Below are 17,053 nucleotides of genomic sequence, written 5' to 3' on the forward strand. Positions count from 1 at the left end.
CGCCGCCGAGGCCCGCGCGCCCTCGTCCAGGAGCCGCCACAGCGCGGGGTTGGCGACCAGGACCCGGGGATCGAACTCGACGCGTCCGCCGAACTCGTCGCGCAGGACGAGACGTTGGGCCACTCCGTCCGAGCGGCACACCGCCACGAGCCGGTCCGTGTACACGGACCGGTGCCCGAACAGGCCCTGGCACACGAGCTCGTCCTCGCACGCCGACACGCGGGCGGGCAGCAGCACGGCGAACAGGGCGAAGGCCAGCGTCCCCCACAGCAGGAACCGCAACGCCGTGAGGCGTCCCGAGCCCGCGTCGAACACCAGCAACAGCCCCAGCATCAGCGCGGCACAGCCCACGGCCGAGCGCGCCTCGCCCGCCCACGCGCGGTCGTGGACCCAGGTGCCGTCGTCGTACGCCGGCACATCGGGGAAACGACCGGACGCGGGCCCCTCGATACGTCGAGACATGGCGGCGACGGTAGGCACGCGCGTCACGCGGTGGGAGCGACTTGATGCTTCGCTGACTCTCCGGCCGGTGAAATTGACGCGTGTCGTACGGCGCCCGTCCGGAATGCAACCACCCGTCACTGTGTGGTTCTCATTTCGCGGGTGCGGAGATGCGGGTGCGGGGATGCGGGTGTGGGGCGGCCGGTGCGGGGGATGCCGGTCAGTGCCGGCTCAGGTCGCTGTCCTTGCGTGCCTTCGGGTAGGCGGGCTCGCCGCGGCGGACCGAGCCCGGTGCCCGGGCGGTGGGCCGGTCGGCGTGTGCCGAGGAGCTCAGCTGCCAGGGAACGCTGATGACCATCACACCGGGCGTGAACAGCAGACGGCTCTTCAGCCAGAGTGCGGACTGGTTGTGCAGCAGGTTCTCCCACCAGTGACCGACGACGTACTCGGGGATGAACACCGCCACGACGTCCCGCGGGCTCTCCCGCCGCAGCGAACGCACATACCCGACCACCGGCCGCGTCACCTCGCGATAGGGCGAGTCGACGACCTTGAGGGGCACGTCGATGCCGTACTCCTCCCAGCGCTCCCGCAGCGCGAGTGCCTCGTCGCGGTCCACCGACACCGTCAGCGCCTCCAGCCGGTCGGGCCGCAGGGCACGTGCGTACGACAGTGCCCGCAGCGTCGGCTTGTGCAGTGTCGAGACCAGCACGATGCCCAACACCCTTGAGGGCGGGACGAGTTCCTCGCGCGGGTCCGTCACGGCGAGCTCCGCGGAGGTGGCGTCGTAGTGCCGGCGGATGCCCCGCATCATCACCCACAGCACGATCGCGGCGAGCACCGCGAGCCACGCGCCCTGCAGGAACTTCGTGGCGAGCACGATCACCAGGACGAGGCCGGTGACCACCGCGCCCAGCGCGTTGATCACGCGCGCCGAGTGGTGGCGGCGCCGCAGCGCCGGGTCGGTCGTGGCGCGCAGCTCGCCGTTCCAGTGCCGGACCATGCCCGTCTGCGACAGCGTGAACGAGGTGAACACGCCCAGGATGTAGAGGTGGATGAGGTTCGTGACATTCGCCCGGAAGCCCCACAGCAGCAGACCGGCGACGACCGCGAGCGCCATGATGCCGTTGGAGAAGGCGAGCCGGTCGCCGCGGTTGTGCAGCTGACGCGGCAGATAGCGGTGCTGGGCGAGGATCGAGGAGAGCAGCGGGAAGCCGTTGAACGCGGTGTTCGCGGCGAGGACCAGCACCAGCGCGGTGGCCGCCTGGATGAAGTAGAAACCGACACTGTTCTCACCGCCGAACACGGCGGCTGCGATCTGTGCGATGACCGTGCGCTGCGTATGGTCCTCGCAGTTGCCGTCCAGGCCGGTGAGCCGGCAGGCGTCATCGGTGATGTGCACCTTGGAGACGATCGCGAGTGTCGTGACACCGACGAACATGACGATCGCGATGGCCCCCATCGCGACCATCGTGGCCGCCGCGTTCTGCGACTTGGGTTTGCGGAACGCCGGTACGCCGTTGGAGATCGCCTCCACGCCCGTCAGCGCCGTACAGCCGGACGAGAAGGCCCGCAGGACCAGCATCAGCAGTGCCAGCCCGGCGAGATTCACGTCCCCGGGCTCCGGTGTCACGCCGTACTTCGCGCTCTCGGCGACCGGCGCGTCACCGAGCAGATAGCGGACCAGACCGGTCCCGACCATGATCAGTACGCCGCCGATGAACAGGTACGTCGGCGCCGCGAAGGCGTTCCCGGACTCGCGGGTGCCACGCAGGTTCATGGCGGTCAGGACCGCCACGAAGGCCAGTGCCAACGGGACGCGGTACTCGGCCAGTTGGGGGATCGCCGAGATGATGTTGTCGACCCCCGAGGCGACGGAGACGGCCACCGTCATCACATAGTCGACGAGCAGCGAGGCCGCCACCACGAGACCGGCCGACGGGCCGAGATTCGTGGAGACCACCTCGTACGAGCCACCGCCGCTCGGGTAGGCGTACACCACCTGGCGGTACGAGAGCACCACCACCGTCATCAGCGACACGACCGCCACCGCGATCCATGGCGTGAAGTGCAGGTACGCCAGCCCGCCGAGGGTGAGCACGAGCAGGATCTCCTGCGTCGCGTACGCCACCGACGACAGCGGGTCGGAGGCGAAGATCGGCAGGGCGAGCCGTTTGGGCAGCAGCGTGCCCTGGAGCTCTTCGCTGCGCCTGGCCCGGCCGATCACCAGGCGTTTCAGCAGACCGGTCACGTTGAACACGGCGCGAGCGTAAACGCGGGAGCGGTCCGAACCCGGGGAGCCCTGCCCGGCAGGGCGTCAGGACGGCGTCAGGTCCGGCGAGATCGCTACGGATGGCGTAAGAGCCGGGGCCGGGCCCCCAGGGTTCACCTGTCCTTCGTGCCGCCCCCATCAGTCACGACGGGCTGTTGTCAGTGGCCCGCGCTAGTCTGCGCAGATCTGATTGTTTGGCCCGATCTGGGAGGTTTTCATGGCCTCGCGCCTCAATCCGTACATCAGCTTCGACGGTGACGCCCGGCAGGCGTTGGAGTTCTACAAGGAGGTCCTCGGCGGCACCCTGGCGCTGAACACCTTCGGGGAGTCCGGTATGGCGGACAGCCCCGAAGCGGACAAGATCATGCACGGCATGCTGGAGACCCCGAGCGGGTTCACGCTGATGGGCGCCGACACCCCGCCGGGCATGAAGTACACCCCGGGCGGCAACTTCTCGGTGAGCCTCAGCGGTGACGACGAAGCCGAACTGCGCGGCTACTGGGAGAAGCTGTCCGCCGACGGCACGGTGGCGGTGCCGCTGGAGAAGCAGATGTGGGGCGACGTGTTCGGCATGTGTACGGACAGGTTCGGCATCCCCTGGATGGTCAACATCACCGAGACACAGGGCTGAGCCGGCCACCCGCAGGAAATCGGGCCCGGACGCCCGTCCCAGGTCCCGCCGACCCGACGGTCGGCGGGACCTCGCCGTTTCCGCGGCCGTGGTCGTGGCCTCGTGGCCGCCACCGGCGCCGGGCGGCCCGAAGAACAGGGACGAAGGCCCTACTCCGGGGGCCGTCTCGTCAGCGTCCCGTCAGTCCGTGGCGGTTTGCCGTCAGCATCCCGTCATGAAGCGCGTCGGCGGCCGGGGAAGCCGGCGGGAGGGGGCATACCTTCGTGGCACGCCCCGGGTTCGCCTCCCCGCGCCGGGGCGGCATCACGTCCCACCACCCGGATCCTCCAGGAGACATCCCATGACAGACCTCGTGTGCGCCGAAGACCCCGAGCCCTCAGAACGGTTCCCGGCCGGGCCCCTGTACGTACCCGTCCGGCCGGGACCAGCAGGATGCTCGACCCGGCTGTTCCGCACACCCCTCGGAGCCCGGACCGCCGTCGGCTTCACCAGCAGGGACCGGTTGACCGCCACCCTCGGCGACGGACAGGCCTGGATCCGGCTCGCCGAGCCCGTGCTCCGCGCCCTCACCCAACCGCTCGGCGTCACCACGGTCACCGTGGACCCCCAGTTCTCCGCACCCCCGGCCGGACCAGCGCCCCGCGCATGGGAGCCGCGGGCCGCCGAGGTGCCGCGCGCGAGCGGGGCGAACACCCGCGCCGTACGGGCCGTACGGACCGTCTGAGGCCGGAAAGGGAACCCGCGATGACCACTCTGCACGAGCCCGCCGTCACCACCCGCGCCTCCGACGACCTGTCGGTGTGGCCCGCCTCCACCGCCCGGCACGACCGGGGAGACCTCACCGTCGGCGGCGTACCCCTCACTGAGATCGCCGACCGCTTCGGCACTCCCGTCTACGTGCTCGACGAGGGCGAGGTCCGCGCACGCTGCCGCACCTACCGGGACGCCTTCCCCGAGGCCGAAGTCCTCTACGCCGCCAAGGCGTTCCTGTGCCGTGCCATGGCCCACTGGGTCGAGGAGGAGGGCCTCGGCCTGGACGTGTGCTCCGCCGGTGAGCTGGAACTCGCCGTCACCACCGGCTTCCCGCCCGAGCGGATCGTGTTGCACGGCAACGCCAAGTCGCCGCACGACCTGGAGAGCGCGCTGCGCCTGGGCGTCGGACGCATAGTGATCGACAGCCCCTCGGAGATCGCACGGCTCGCGGCGGCGGTCGGCCCCGGCGGACACCAGAAGGTGATGGTGCGGGTCGTCCCCGGCATCAGCGCCGGCGGCCACGAGAAGATCCGGACGGGCACGGACGACCAGAAGTTCGGCCTGACCCTCACCGACGGCTACGCCCAGCACGCCATCGCCCGCATCCTCGACCAGCCGCAACTGCAACTCACCGGCCTGCACTGCCACTTGGGATCGCAGATCACCAGCGTCAAGCCGTATCTCGCGGCCGTACGACGCATGGTGGGGCTGATGGCCCGACTGCGCGACGCCCACGGTGTCGTACTGCCCGAACTGGACCTGGGCGGCGGTCACGGCATCGCCTACCGGCCGGGGGAGGAGGCACTCGACCTCACCACGCTGGCCCGCAGGGTGCGCGCCGAACTCGTCGAGAGCTGCGCCGCCGCCGGGCTGCCGGTGCCGCGGCTGCTGATCGAGCCCGGGCGCGCCATCGCCGGACCGGCGGGCCTCGCGCTCTATCACGTGCTCGCGGTGAAGCGGACCGCCGAGCACACCTTCGTGGCCGTGGACGGCGGGATGAGCGACAACCCGCGCCCCGCGCTGTACGGAGTGCGGTACGCGCCCCGGCTGATCGGACGCCACTCCACCGCGGAGCCGGCCCCGGTGACCGTGGTCGGCCGGCACTGCGAGGCGGGCGACATCCTCGCCTCGGACGTCCGGCTGCCCGGTGACGTGCACCCGGGCGACCTGCTGGCCGTGCCGGTGGCCGGTGCGTACCACCTCTCCATGGCCTCGGGCTACAACCTCGTCGGACGCCCGCCCGTGGTCGCCGTCGACCGCGGTCACGCCCGGCTCCTGGTCCGCCGGGAGTCGCTGGAGGACATCCGCAGCCGGGACGTCGGCCTGTAGGCGGGGACCCACCACCGGGCGGGTGACGGCCCGTCCTCGCCCGGAGGTGTTCATCCCGGTCAGCGGCCCGGTGACCCATACGCGGAGCGAACGGAATTCGGTGGCACACTGACCCGGTCACCGAAGGAGACCGACCCGTGCCCATGATCAGCAACCTGAGCAGAGCGGTGCGCCGCGCCTACCGCCGCACCGTGGACCTCAGCCATCCCGCCCGTTCCCCGCTCGGCAGCGCGGTGGTGAACTGCGTGGTCTACCGCGAGGGCGGACGGCAGCCCGGCGACTGGGCACCGGACGAGGCGATCCGGCGGGCCCGCAAGGGCCGGGGCGGCTTCGTCTGGATCGGACTGCACGAGCCCACGGACGAGGAGTTCGCGGGCCTCGCCAAGCTCTTCGGCCTCCACCCGCTGGCCGTCGAGGACGCCGTGCACGCCCATCAGCGGCCGAAGGTCGAGCGGTACGACGACACGCTGTTCGCCGTCTTCAAGACCGTGCGCTACGTCGAGCACGAGCGGCTCACCGCGACGAGCGAGGTGGTGGACACCGGCGAGCTGATGGTCTTCATCGGCCGCGACTTCGTGATCACCATCCGGCACGGCAGCCACGGCTCCCTGGGCCCGCTCCGCGAAGCCCTGGAGAGCCTGCCGGACCAGCTCGCGAAGGGGCCTTCCGCCGTCCTGCACGCCATCGCGGACCACGTGGTCGACGACTATCTGGAGGTCACGGACGCCGTACAGAACGACATAGAGGCCGTCGAGACCGCCGTCTTCGCCGAGCACACCGCGCGCGGCGACGCCGGACAGATCTACCAGCTCAAGCGGGAACTCCTGGAGCTCAAACGGGCCGTGGTCCCGTTGGCCCGTCCCCTGCAGATCCTCGCCCACGAGCCGCCGGCGGCCCTCTCCCCGGACATCCAGCCGTACTTCCGCGACGTCGCCGACCATCTCGCCCGTGCCACCGAGCAGATCAACGCCTTCGACGGGCTGCTCGACTCGATCCTCCAGGCCCACCTCGCGCAGGTCACGGTCGCCCAGAACGAGGACATGCGCAAGATCACGGCCTGGGCCGCCATCGTCGCGGTCCCCACCATGATCTGCGGTCTCTACGGCATGAACTTCGACCACATGCCCGAACTGCGCTGGACGTACGGCTACCCCCTGGTCCTCGGCGTCATCGCCACCCTCTGCTTCGTCATCCACCGGGGCTTCCGGCGCAACGGCTGGCTCTGAGCCGGGCCCGCGAAGCGATCACCGCGGGCCTCGGCTCCCGACGAACCCGCCTCAGCTCCTGATGAAGTCGAGCAGGTCCGCGTTGAAGGCCTTCTCGTACTCGCCGACCAGGCCGTGCGGAGCCCCCGGGTACACCTTCAAGGTGGCGTCCTTGACGAGCTGCGCCGTCTTGGGGGCGGCAGCCGCGATGGGCACGATCTGGTCGTCGTCGCCGTGTGCGACCAGCGTCGGTACGTCGATGCGCCCCAGGTCCTCGGTGAAGTCCTGCTCGGAGAACTGCTCGACACAGTCGTACGCGGCCTTCAGCCCGACCTGCATGCTCCACAGCCAGAACGAGCGGCGCAGGCCCTCCGAGACCGTGGCACCGGGCCGGTTGAAGCCGTAGAAGGCCTCGCTGAGATCCCAGTAGAACTGCGAGCGGTCCGCCTCGACGCCGGCCCGGATGCCGTCGAAGACCTCCCGCGGGCTGCCCTCGGGGTTGGTGTCCGTCTTGAGCATCAGCGGTGGTACGGCTCCCAGCAGCACGACCTTGGCGACCCGCGCGGTGCCGTGGCGCCCGACGTACCGGGTCACCTCGCCGCCGCCCGTCGAGTGGCCGACCAGAACCACGTCGGTGAGGTTGAGCTCGTCGAGAAGCTCGGCCAGGTCGTCCGCGTACTGGTCCATGTGGTTGCCCTGCCACGGCTGACCGGAGCGGCCGTGACCACGACGGTCGTGGGCGACGGCACGGAAGCCGTTGCCGGCGACCAGCCGGGCCTGTCCGTCCCAGGCGTCCGCGTTGAGGGGCCAGCCGTGACTGAAGACGACCGGCCGTCCGGTGCCCCAGTCCTTGTAGAAGATCTCGGTTCCGTCGCTGGTGGTGAAGGTTCCCATGGGGGTGCCTTTCCTTTCGCACGTTCTGGATCTCTGCAGGTGGCCCCTTGTCGATGGTGAGCGAGTGGGCCCGGTTCGGCATCTCGGCGGCCGTTTCGGACGTGCCTTCGACGTTAGTCCGGCACGGCACGCCTGCCATCCGTCACGTGACGGCATTCTCGGACCGTTGTCTCTCGGAGGCCCGGGTCCGGGTGTCTCTCAGAGTTCCGGTGCCGCTCAGAGATCCGGTTCGTCGAGGACGCCGTCCAGTGCGAGCCGGATCGCCGCCTCCGGGCTCAACTCCCGTCCCTCGCTCACCGCTTCGGCGAAGACGGTGTCGCCGAGGGCCTTGCGGAGGTGGCGTGCGTACTCCCGGCGGAAGACGGTCGTCCCGCTGTCGCCGAGCTGGGGGAGTCCGGCCGCGTGCCAGAGGCGGGTGCCCGCGCCCAGGAGGCGGGCGGCGCGTTCGGGCTCGCCGCGGGAGGCCTCCGCGGCGACCAGGAGGTCGGCGACGGCCGCGGCGCCGAGCCGGTCGTGGACGCGCCACTTGGCGGCCAGGGCCTCGCGCGCGGAGACCAGCGCGTCGTCCGGCCGTCCGAGCCCGATCCCGGCGAGGGCGACGAAGAAGTCGCCCCAGGCCCTCATCCACAGTTCACCGCGCTTGGCGCAGTCGGCGCGCAGGCGCTCGGCCACCGCCGCACACCGCTCGAACGCGCCCTGGCCCGCCAGGAGATACGCCTGCAGCGCCAGCGTGAGGAGCTGGAAGAACTCCGCTCCGCCCCCGCCGCCGGGCCCCTGCGTGCTGCTGCCGTACAGCAGCGCGGACCGTGCCGACTCGCCGCGCACCGCGAGACTCGCCCCGGTCAACGGCAGTGCGGGCACGGGAAGTTGGCGTTCCTCGGCGAGCCACACATATGCCGCGCTCACCGACTCGGCGGCGTCCAGGTCGTCCGGCACCACGGTGACCAGCCGGTGTGCCCAGGTCGCCAGCGTGTGCTCGGGGCCGCCGTCGTGCGCCCGCCGCAGCGCGCGCTCCAGATGGCCGCGGCCCTCCTCGGCGAAGCCGCAGGCGAACCAGAAGTACCAGAGCGTGCCCGCGAGTTCGAGCGCCGACTCGGGCTCCGGTGCCATCAGGCACTCCTCCAGAGCGACCCGCAGGTTGGCGTGCTCCACGCTCAGCCGCTCGGCCCACATCCGCTGGCCCGGGCCCAGCCACTCGGCCTGGCCCTGGCGAGCGATCCAGCGGAAGTAGTCACGGTGACGGCCGCGTACGGCGTCCTGCTCGCCGAGGCCTTCGAGCCATTCGGCGCCGAAGGTGCGGACCGTGTCGAGCATGCGGTAGCGCCCGGCCACACCGTCGCCCTCGCGCGTCACGATCGACTTCTCGGTGAGCGACGCGAGCAGCGCCAGGATCTCCTCGGCGTCCAACGGCCCGCCGTGGCACACGAATTCGGCCGCCTCCACGTCCCAGCCGCCCGCGAACACCGAAAGGCGGGCCCACAGCAGCCGCTCCAGCGGGGTGCACAGCTCATGGCTCCAGCCGATCGCCGTACGCAGCGTCTGGTGCCGCGCGAGCCGCGGCCGGGCGGGGGAGACGAGCAGGTCGAACCGGGAGTCGAGGCCTGCCAGGAGCCGGTCGAGGGCGAAGCCGCGCAGCCGCACCGCGGCCAGTTCCAGGGCCAGCGGGATCCCGTCGAGGCGGGCGCAGACCGCCGCCACGCCGGCCCGGTTGGCGTCGGTCAGAGCGAACGACGGCACGGCGGCTGCCGCGCGGGCCGCGAACAGCGCCACCGCGTCGTCGCGTTCGCCGAGTGGCAGCGGGGTCACGGACAGCAGATGCTCGCCGGCCACGCCCAGTGGCTGCCGGCTGGTGGCCAGAACACGTAACTCCGGTACGTGTGCGAGGAGTTCCTGGACGACACGCGCGCACTCGTCCAGTACGTGATCGCAGGTGTCCAGGAGGAGCAGCAGCGGACCGTCGTCGAGATGCTCGTAGACGGCCTCCAGGAGCGGGCGCAGAGTCTGCTCGGTCAGCCGGGTCGCCTCGGCCAGGGCGTTCGTGAGGAGGTCGGGGTTCTTGAGGTCGGACAGTTCCACCAGCCACACGCCGCCGGGGAAGGCGGCCCTCACGGCGTGCGCGGCCCGCAGCGCCAGCCGTGACTTGCCGACGCCTCCGGGGCCGGTGAGGGTGACGAGCCGCGCGGTCCCCAACAGGGCTGATATTTCGGCCAGTTCGGATTTGCGGCCGATGAAGGTGTTGGGTTCGGCGGGGAGATTGCCGGTCCTGCCGTTGCGCACCGAGGCCGCCATCGCTCCCCCCTCACCCGACCGATGGCGGTCACCCTAACGCCCGGGAACGCCCGTGTCCGACACCTGTCCGGGTGACCGGTATTCGGGCCGTCGCCCTCACGCCGAGGCCGTATTGGGCGTAGCGTGGATGCGTCCCGGCACGCCGAGTGGTGACCTTGGGAGGTGCGGGGGATGGACACCGTGCCCGCACCCAGAGCAGTCGGAGAGATGCGCGCCGGGGACCATCTGCTCCTGGGCTACGAAGCGGACGAGGAGCGCGAGACCGTGGTCGCCGCGTTCCTCCTGGACGGGCTGGCCAGCGGCCACCGCGGGCTGGTGCTGGGCCCGGCCGATCTGCCGGCCGACCTCGCCCTCACCTTCCTGGAGTCCCGCGGCTGCGCCGTCGACGACGAACTCGCCGCCGGACGGCTGAGCGTGGACCCGCACCTCGCGACCCCCGACGGCCTGTGGGACCTGGACGAGGTGATCCGCCGCGAGACGCGCCGCGCGGTCGGTGACGGCTACCTCGGCCTGCGCGTCAGCATGGAGATCATGCGCGGCCAGGCGGGCAAGGGCCTCAAGACGCTGCACGACAGCGAACTCCTCCTCGAACCCGTCTTCGCGTCCCTGCCGGTCCTCGGCATCTGCCAGTACGACCGCCGTGTCTTCGACGAGGGCGAGCTGGCCCCTCTCGACGGACTGCACCACGGCCGGGTCGCCGCCGACCTCGTCTGGCACGACGAACTGCTCTCCATCACCCGCACCTTCGCCCCGCCAGGTCTCGCGCTCGCCGGAGAGGTCGACGACACGAACGTGACCGCCCTGGCCCGCGCCCTGCACGCCGAGACGGCCCGCGCCCGCGCCCGCCCGGTGAACGGGGTGCGCACCCGGATCGACCTGCGCGACCTGCGTTTCATCGACGTCGGCGCGCTGCGCCTGCTGGTCTTCGCGGGCGGCGCCCTGTCCGCGTCCGGCGGCACCCTCGTCCTGCACGGCGTCGCCCCGCACATCCAGCGGCTGATGCGGGTCACCGGCTGGGACCGGGTGCCCGGGCTGGTCGTAGAGCAGTCGGATCTGTAAGAGGACCTGGCGGAAGGAGCGGCGCCCGTGAGCCGTACGCGGTTCGTCCACCAGGCGCTTTGCTACGGCTCGGACGACGAGTTCCTCGACGGGACGCTCACCTTCGCCCGCGACGGCCTGGACGCCGGCGACACCGTCCTCGCCGTCGTCGCGTCCCACAACATCGGCCTCCTCGACGAGGCGCTCGGCGATCGCTCCGAGGAGGTCGAGTTCGTCGACGCGAACGACTGGTACGGCAGTCCCTCCCGCACCCTGGGCCGCTACAACGCCTACTGCGCCGCGCACTACACGGACGCGACCGGCCGCCCGCGCGGGATCCGGGTCATCGGCGAGCCCGTCTGGTCGGACCGTACGGCCTTGGAGGTCCGGGAGTGGATGCGCTACGAGTCCCTGCTCAACATCGCCTTCGCGGGCACCGGCCACTGGATCCTCTGCCCCTACGACACCCGCGCCCTCCCGGTCGGCATCATCCGATCGGCGGTCCGCACCCACCCCGAACTCGCCCTGGGTCCAAGGCAGTCGGCACACTGCGGTCGCTATGTGGACCCGGCCGACTTCTACGCCGAGTGCGACACGACTCGGCCGCCGGTACTCCCAGCGGGACGCGACGACGTTCCCTTCGCGCGGGGCCGGTCGGCACACGTGCGGCGCGCGGTCTCCGCGTACGCCCGTGGCCTGGGGGTGTCCGAGCAGTTGACGCACGACATCGTGACCGCGGTGCACGAGACGGTGGTCAACTCCGTGCGCCACGGAGGCGGCCGGGGTGTCCTGCGGCTGCGCAGCGACTCCGAGTACGTGATCTGCGAGATCTCCGACCCCGGCACGCCGGCCGCGCCATCGGCACCGCCCCCGCCCCCGCAGTTCCCGGGACATCTGCCACCCGACCCGAGTGCCGCGAATGGCCACGGGATGTGGGTGGTACGGCAGTTGAGCGACCTGGCCACTCAGACGCTGGACCCCACGGGCTCCGTCGTACGCCTGTACTTCGGGAGAAGCGCAGTCCTGTGACGGGAGCGAGGGGCCGAATTCGCGGGGTGTTCAGAGTGCGGTGTAGAGGGCGTCGACGAGTGCCATCTTGCGTGGGTCGTCGGCGATGTGCGGGCCCATGCGGTTCATGACATAGCCCAGCGAGACGCCCGTCTCCGGGTCGGCGAGACCACAGGAACCGCCGAAGCCGTCATGTCCGACAGCCCTCGGATTCGGGCCGTAGGAGCGGCCCGGGCCGCTGAGCCAGAGGCCCAGGCCGATCTCCGTCTCGCTTTCGAAACCGGCCCCGAGGACCAGGTCCCGGCATGCGCCCTGTCCCTCACGGACCCGCTCGGCGGCCTCCGCGGAGAGGACACGCTGCGAGCCGTACGACCCGCGCCCGGCGAAGATCCCGTACAGCGCGGCGACCGCGCGGGCGGTGCCGTGTCCGTTGGCGGCCGGCATCTCCGCGGCCCGCCACGCCGCGGTGTTGGCCTCGGCCGCGCCCAGCAAGGGATTGGCCAGGGCGGCCAACGCCACCGGCGTCAACTGGCTGAAGATCGCGGCTTGTTCACTGGACGAGGCGGCCGGCGGATGCACCAGCTCGGCCGCGCGCCCGGCCTCCTTCTCCGGCAGCCCGATGGTGAAGTCGATGCCGAGCGGCCCGGTCACCTCCCGCTCCAGGAACGCGCCCGGCAGCAACCCCGAGACGCGCCGCACCACTTCACCGACCAGGAAGCCGTACGTGAAGGCGTGGTAGCCCGAGGCCGTCCCCGGCTCCCACCAGGGCTCCGTCGCCGCGAGCCGCTTCGTGGTCAGCTCCCAGTCGAGGGACTGCTCGAGCGAGTGCGGCTCCCGCAGACCGGCCAGACCCGCCCGGTGCGACAGCAGATGCCGTACGAGCACCGACTCCTTGCCCGCCGCCGCGAACTCCGGCCAGTACGTGGCCACCGGCGCGTCCAGGTCGAGCAGCCCGCGGTCGGCCAGGATGTGCGCACACAGCGCTGTCGGACCCTTCGTGGTCGACCACACGTTGACCAGTGTGTCCCGCTCCCACGCGCGTGTCCGGGCGGAGTCCGCCCAGCCGCCCCACAGGTCGACCACGGTCTCGCCGTCCACCGTGACGGCCACGGCCGCGCCCAGCTCGTCGCGCTCCCGGAAGTTCTCCTCGAACGCGGCCCGCACCGCCTCGAAGCGCGTCTCGCACCGACCCTGAACCTGGGACATGGCTCCTCCGTCGTCCGCCGGGTGGCCGGGGTGCACGAGTACACCCTGGCCACCCGAACATACCGACTGGTCGGACCGGCCGGAAGGGTCTGGGCAACACGCGCAACAGAAGCCGACCGAGACCTGCAAGGCACCGGCCGATCACCGGCCCTTCAGGGGCGCGGGGCTGTATCGATGTGCGGCTCCGCCGCGAGGGCGCGGCCGGCCCCACAGCAGGTCCGCAGCCCTCCAACGGCCCGGCGCCCCTCTTCCCCTCCCGGGGGGCCAGGGGCGTTCAGCCAAGAAACAGCGACCCCGCCGGCTCCTGATGCCCCGGCACGGAGTGCCAGTAGTCCCGCGCCTCCACGGCGAGGCCCTCCGCGTCGAAGCGCACGAAGACACACCCGGCCAGCGTCGACGGACCCTCGCCCTCCTCGGCGAAGACCCTGAACTCGGCGACAGCCACACCGTGTTCGCCGATCACCGGCGCCCCGAACCGCACATCGACAACCCGCTCGTCGGCGAACGACCAGCGAAGATACGCGGCGAGTTCGTCCCGCCCGCGATGCGGCTCGCGGAACGGCATCGACCGGTGGACGCACCCCTCGGCGTACAGCGCCAGCAGCGCGTCCACGTCGTGCTGCGCCCAGGCCCGCTCCCACACCCGGACGAACCGCTCGGCCGCCTCGCGCGCCTCCATTCCGGCCGCCTCAGAAGCGCTGGGGCAGCCAGGCCAGCTTCACGGCCTCCTGGAACGGGCCGCCGCCCTCGTGGTCGTTGAAGTCGTACACCTCGATCGCCTTGTCGTCGTGTCCCCACGCGTTGAAGGCCGCGAAGACCGTCGACGGCGGGCAGGTCTGGTCCTCCAGAGCCGCGGAGAACAGGGCGGGTGCCCGGCCGCGTGCGGCGAAGTGCACGCCGTCGAAGTAGGAGAGCGTGCGCAGGACCTGCTCGGTGCGACCGCGGTGCGTCTTGAGGTAGTTGCCGATCTCCCGGTACGGATCGCGGTCCGTGAGCGTCGTCGCGCGCGGGTAGTCGCACAGGAACGGCACGTCGGGCGCGACCGCCGAGAGGTCCGGAACCAGTCCGCCCACCGCAATCGAGATGCCGCCGCCCTGGCTCGAACCGACCACGGCGACGCGCTCGGAGTCGACGAACTCGTGCGAGCGGGCCGCCTCCACGGCCCGTACCCCGTCGGTGAACACCCGCCGGTAGTAGTAGTTCTCGGGAGCGTCGACGCCCCGCGTCATGAACCCGGGATACGCGGGCGCGCTGCCCACCGGGTCCGGCGTGTCACCGCCGCCGCCCCAGGCGCCGCCCTGCCCCCGCGTGTCCATCACGAAGTGCGCGAAGCCCGCCGAGGCCCACAGCAGATGCGTATGCGCGAGGCCGCGTCCGCCGCCGTAGCCGATGTACTCGACGACCGTCGGCAACGGTGTGTTCGCCCAGGCCGGAAGCGTCAGCCAGCCCTTCACCGGGTGGCCGCCGAACCCGGCGAACGTGACGTCGAAGACCTTCACGTTCTTCAGATGCGCCTCGACGGGTTCGAAGCGGGCGTCCAGACCGTGCTCGCGCGCCTCCTGGAGTGTCTTGCCCCAGAAGGCGTCGAAGTCCTCGGGCTCCACGGACGCGCTGCGATAGGTCCGGAGCTGATCGAGAGGAAGGTCGAACAAGGCCATGGAAGACCGCCTTTGCTACGAATAAGGGTGCGGATGATCACACCGTACGGGGGTGGCCGGAGGGCCGCCAGACCTCCTCCGCGGGCCGGCCCGTCCTGGCTACGATGACGCCATGCCGCCTGCCGTGGACCTGCTGGTCAAGGACGCCGAACTGCTCGTCGTGGACGGGGAACGGGAGATCCCGGGCGGCTGGGTGGCCGTCACGCACGGCCGGGTCGCCGCCGTCGGCGGTCCCGGGGCCGAGCCGGAGGCCCGCTCGGAGGTGTCCGCGGCCGGCCGGATCGTCACCCCCGGACTGATCAACACGCACCACCACATCTACCAGAACCTCACCCGCTCCTACGCGCCCGCGGTGAACGGCTCCCTCTTCGACTGGCTCACCACGCTGTACCCGCTGTGGGCCGCCCTCGACGAGGAGGCCGTCTACGTGTCGGCGTACGTCGGCATGACCGAGCTGCTGATGGGCGGCTGTACGACCTCCTCGGACCACCTCTACGTACATCCGCGCCCGCGTCTCGTGGACGCCGAGATCCGTGCCGCGCGGGACATCGGGTTCCGCTTCCACGCCACCCGCGGCTCGATGACCCGGTCCGTGGAGGACGGGGGACTGCCGCCGAGGAGTGTTACGCAGACCGAGGACGAGGTCCTTGCCGACAGCGAGCGGCTGATCAAGGCCCACCACGACCCGCAGCCGGGCGCGCTCGTCCGGGTCGCGCTCGCCCCCTGCTCGCCGTTCTCGGTCACCAAGGAACTGATGACGGCGACCGCGGAACTCGCCGAACGGTACGACGTACGACTGCACACGCATCTCGCCGAGGACCGCGACGAGGACACGTACTGCCTGGAGACGTACGGCTGCCGGCCCGTCGAGTACTTCGAGGACACGGGCTGGCTGAGCGACCGCAGCTGGGTCGCGCACTGCATCTACCCGAACGACGCCGAACTGCGGCGCCTCGCCGGAGCCGGGGTCGGGGTGGCGCACTGCCCCAGCTCCAACATGCTCATCGGCGGCGGCACCGCCCGCGTGCGGGAGATGCGCGAGCTGGGCCTGCCGGTCGGTATCGGCTGCGACGGCTCCGCCTCCACGGACCACGCCTCGCTGTGGATGGAGACCCGCGGCGCGCTCCTGCTCGGCCGCTATCGGGGCGGGCCCGGCGCGATGACCGCCCGTGACGCTCTCGACATCGCGACCCGCGGCTCCGCCCAATGCCTGGGCCGCGCGGACGAGTTGGGGCATCTGCGGCCGGGCGCCTGCGCCGACCTGGTCGTCTGGGACCTGCACGAGGTCGCGCTCGCGGGCGCGCTGAGCGACCCCGTCGAGGCCTGGCTGCGCTGCGGGCCCGGCCGCGCCTGGACCACGGTGGTCGGCGGCCGAGTCCTCGTCGACCGGGGCGAGCCGGTACTGCCCGGACTGCGTGACGCGCTGCGGGAGCACGGGCGCATCGCACGGAGCATGCAGCGCCTCGGCTGACGCCTGACGCTTTTCGATCACCGGGCGCCACCCACTGGGTACGGCCACTGGCACCGGCTCACCGGGCACCGGCACACCCGGCACCAGCCGGTGCGGATCCGCTCAGGTGCAGTGACGCCGCCACTCGGGCCCCGTGTACGCCCACTCCTGTTCCCACTCGGCGAGGCGATGACGTGCGGCGACCCGCCGTACGACGGCGTACCCGGCCAGGACACCGCCCGCGAACAGAGCCGTGCCGCAGGCGCCCGCCGACAGCGTGTGCTGCCACACGGCGGTGCCGTCCGCGGGGGCGGGGACGACCCGGCCCCGGTCGTCCAGCCAGATGTACGTGCGGTCGCCGCTGCGGGTCCCGGCGGGTACCCGGGCCTTGTCCGTACGCGGCTGCTCGCCCGGTTCGGTCCAGCGGACGGTCACCCGGTAGGTCGGCTGGGCTTCGCCCTCGGAGGTCGGCACCGCGGCGGGCGCGTGCTCGGTGACCTCGGCGGGCACCCGGTGCCGTTGGGCGCGCTGTTCCTCGGCCCTGGTCCGCGCTCCGTCGTACGCCCACCAGCCAGCGGCGATCCCGGCCAGCGGGCCGCCGACGCACAGCAGGACCGCGACACACAGCGCGGTCCACGCCTCCACCACGTCCGAGCGGCGCCGCAGCGGATTGCGCCGCCAACGCCAGCCCCGAATCCGCGTCCGCATCTCCCGGCCTCCTCACCGCTCGACCGCTCGCGCCTCCCGACACCGCTCGTGACCGTTACCGCCTCTCGTCACACCCTCACCGGCGTACCCCGCCCACCTTCCACCGTCCTCTTGGTCGGGCGTCTTCGCCAGCCGCCCACGACTGATCCGCGCCCGGTGTGGAACCCGCGT

At 71.6% G+C, this 17,053-nt stretch carries 15 protein-coding genes; 7 read left to right on the plus strand and 8 right to left on the minus strand.

What is annotated here, in order from left to right; translation table 11 throughout:
- Together AOK17_RS51245 and AOK17_RS12275 are read right to left on the minus strand one after the other, a co-directional pair.
- Positions 1 to 462 (minus strand): hypothetical protein (locus AOK17_RS51245; protein WP_169801914.1); only part of this gene is annotated, 462 nt, incomplete at its 3' end.
- Between the two features lie 199 nt (positions 463 to 661).
- Positions 662 to 2,701 (minus strand): amino acid permease, encoded by a 2,040-nt coding sequence (locus AOK17_RS12275; RefSeq protein WP_055612446.1) that lies wholly within the window; start codon positions 2,699 to 2,701, stop codon positions 662 to 664.
- A gap of 229 nt (positions 2,702 to 2,930) precedes the next feature.
- On the opposite strand from AOK17_RS12275, the gene AOK17_RS12280 reads away from it, so the two are divergent.
- From AOK17_RS12280 to corA, 4 genes are all read left to right on the plus strand, one after another.
- Positions 2,931 to 3,344: a VOC family protein gene (locus tag AOK17_RS12280; protein ID WP_055612447.1), complete on the plus strand. Its 414-nt coding sequence runs from the start codon at positions 2,931 to 2,933 to the stop codon at positions 3,342 to 3,344.
- Between the two features lie 340 nt (positions 3,345 to 3,684).
- Entirely contained in the window at positions 3,685 to 4,068 is a 384-nt protein-coding gene (locus tag AOK17_RS12285) for an SAV_915 family protein (RefSeq protein ID WP_055612448.1), read from the plus strand.
- Between the two features lie 20 nt (positions 4,069 to 4,088).
- Positions 4,089 to 5,426 (plus strand): diaminopimelate decarboxylase, encoded by a 1,338-nt coding sequence (gene lysA / locus AOK17_RS12290; protein WP_055612449.1) that lies wholly within the window; start codon positions 4,089 to 4,091, stop codon positions 5,424 to 5,426.
- 143 nt (positions 5,427 to 5,569) lie between these two features.
- Positions 5,570 to 6,652, plus strand: a complete 1,083-nt coding sequence (gene corA / locus AOK17_RS12295; RefSeq protein ID WP_055612450.1) for a magnesium/cobalt transporter CorA — start codon at positions 5,570 to 5,572, stop codon at positions 6,650 to 6,652.
- A gap of 51 nt (positions 6,653 to 6,703) precedes the next feature.
- Here corA and AOK17_RS12300 read toward each other — a convergent pair whose 3' ends face one another.
- A complete protein-coding gene (locus AOK17_RS12300) occupies positions 6,704 to 7,525 on the minus strand; it encodes an alpha/beta fold hydrolase (protein WP_055612451.1) in 822 nt (273 codons plus the stop codon).
- A 216-nt stretch (positions 7,526 to 7,741) separates the two neighbouring features.
- Positions 7,742 to 9,814 carry an ATP-binding protein gene (locus tag AOK17_RS12305; protein ID WP_055612452.1) on the minus strand — a complete coding sequence of 691 codons (2,073 nt, stop codon included), beginning with the start codon at positions 9,812 to 9,814 and terminating at the stop codon, positions 7,742 to 7,744.
- 171 nt (positions 9,815 to 9,985) lie between these two features.
- Here AOK17_RS12305 and AOK17_RS12310 point away from each other — a divergent pair, with 171 nt between their 5' ends.
- Both AOK17_RS12310 and AOK17_RS12315 read left to right on the plus strand, forming a co-directional pair.
- Positions 9,986 to 10,873 (plus strand): MEDS domain-containing protein, encoded by an 888-nt coding sequence (locus tag AOK17_RS12310; RefSeq protein WP_079052968.1) that lies wholly within the window; start codon positions 9,986 to 9,988, stop codon positions 10,871 to 10,873.
- Between the two features lie 27 nt (positions 10,874 to 10,900).
- Positions 10,901 to 11,881: a sensor histidine kinase gene (locus tag AOK17_RS12315; protein ID WP_055612454.1), complete on the plus strand. Its 981-nt coding sequence runs from the start codon at positions 10,901 to 10,903 to the stop codon at positions 11,879 to 11,881.
- Positions 11,882 to 11,911: 30 nt separating this feature from the next.
- Here AOK17_RS12315 and AOK17_RS12320 read toward each other — a convergent pair whose 3' ends face one another.
- The 3 genes from AOK17_RS12320 to AOK17_RS12330 form a co-directional block, all read right to left on the minus strand.
- Positions 11,912 to 13,066, minus strand: coding sequence for a serine hydrolase domain-containing protein (locus AOK17_RS12320; protein WP_055612455.1), 1,155 nt, complete (start codon positions 13,064 to 13,066; stop codon positions 11,912 to 11,914).
- Positions 13,067 to 13,340: 274 nt separating this feature from the next.
- Positions 13,341 to 13,745, minus strand: coding sequence for a nuclear transport factor 2 family protein (locus tag AOK17_RS12325; RefSeq protein ID WP_055612456.1), 405 nt, complete (start codon positions 13,743 to 13,745; stop codon positions 13,341 to 13,343).
- 10 nt (positions 13,746 to 13,755) lie between these two features.
- Positions 13,756 to 14,724 carry an acetylxylan esterase gene (locus AOK17_RS12330; RefSeq protein WP_055612457.1) on the minus strand — a complete coding sequence of 323 codons (969 nt, stop codon included), beginning with the start codon at positions 14,722 to 14,724 and terminating at the stop codon, positions 13,756 to 13,758.
- A gap of 112 nt (positions 14,725 to 14,836) precedes the next feature.
- Here AOK17_RS12330 and AOK17_RS12335 point away from each other — a divergent pair, with 112 nt between their 5' ends.
- Positions 14,837 to 16,195: an 8-oxoguanine deaminase gene (locus tag AOK17_RS12335; protein ID WP_055612458.1), complete on the plus strand. Its 1,359-nt coding sequence runs from the start codon at positions 14,837 to 14,839 to the stop codon at positions 16,193 to 16,195.
- Positions 16,196 to 16,297: 102 nt separating this feature from the next.
- Here the strand turns inward: AOK17_RS12335 and AOK17_RS12340 are convergent, their stop codons facing one another.
- The gene (locus tag AOK17_RS12340; RefSeq protein WP_055612459.1) at positions 16,298 to 16,882 is read right to left on the minus strand and encodes an Rv1733c family protein; all 585 of its coding nucleotides are present in this window, start codon (positions 16,880 to 16,882) and stop codon (positions 16,298 to 16,300) included.
- Positions 16,883 to 17,053: the final 171 nt, after the last annotated feature.

The organism is Streptomyces phaeochromogenes (assembly GCF_001418655.1).
Lineage (GTDB): Bacteria > Actinomycetota > Actinomycetes > Streptomycetales > Streptomycetaceae > Streptomyces > Streptomyces phaeochromogenes.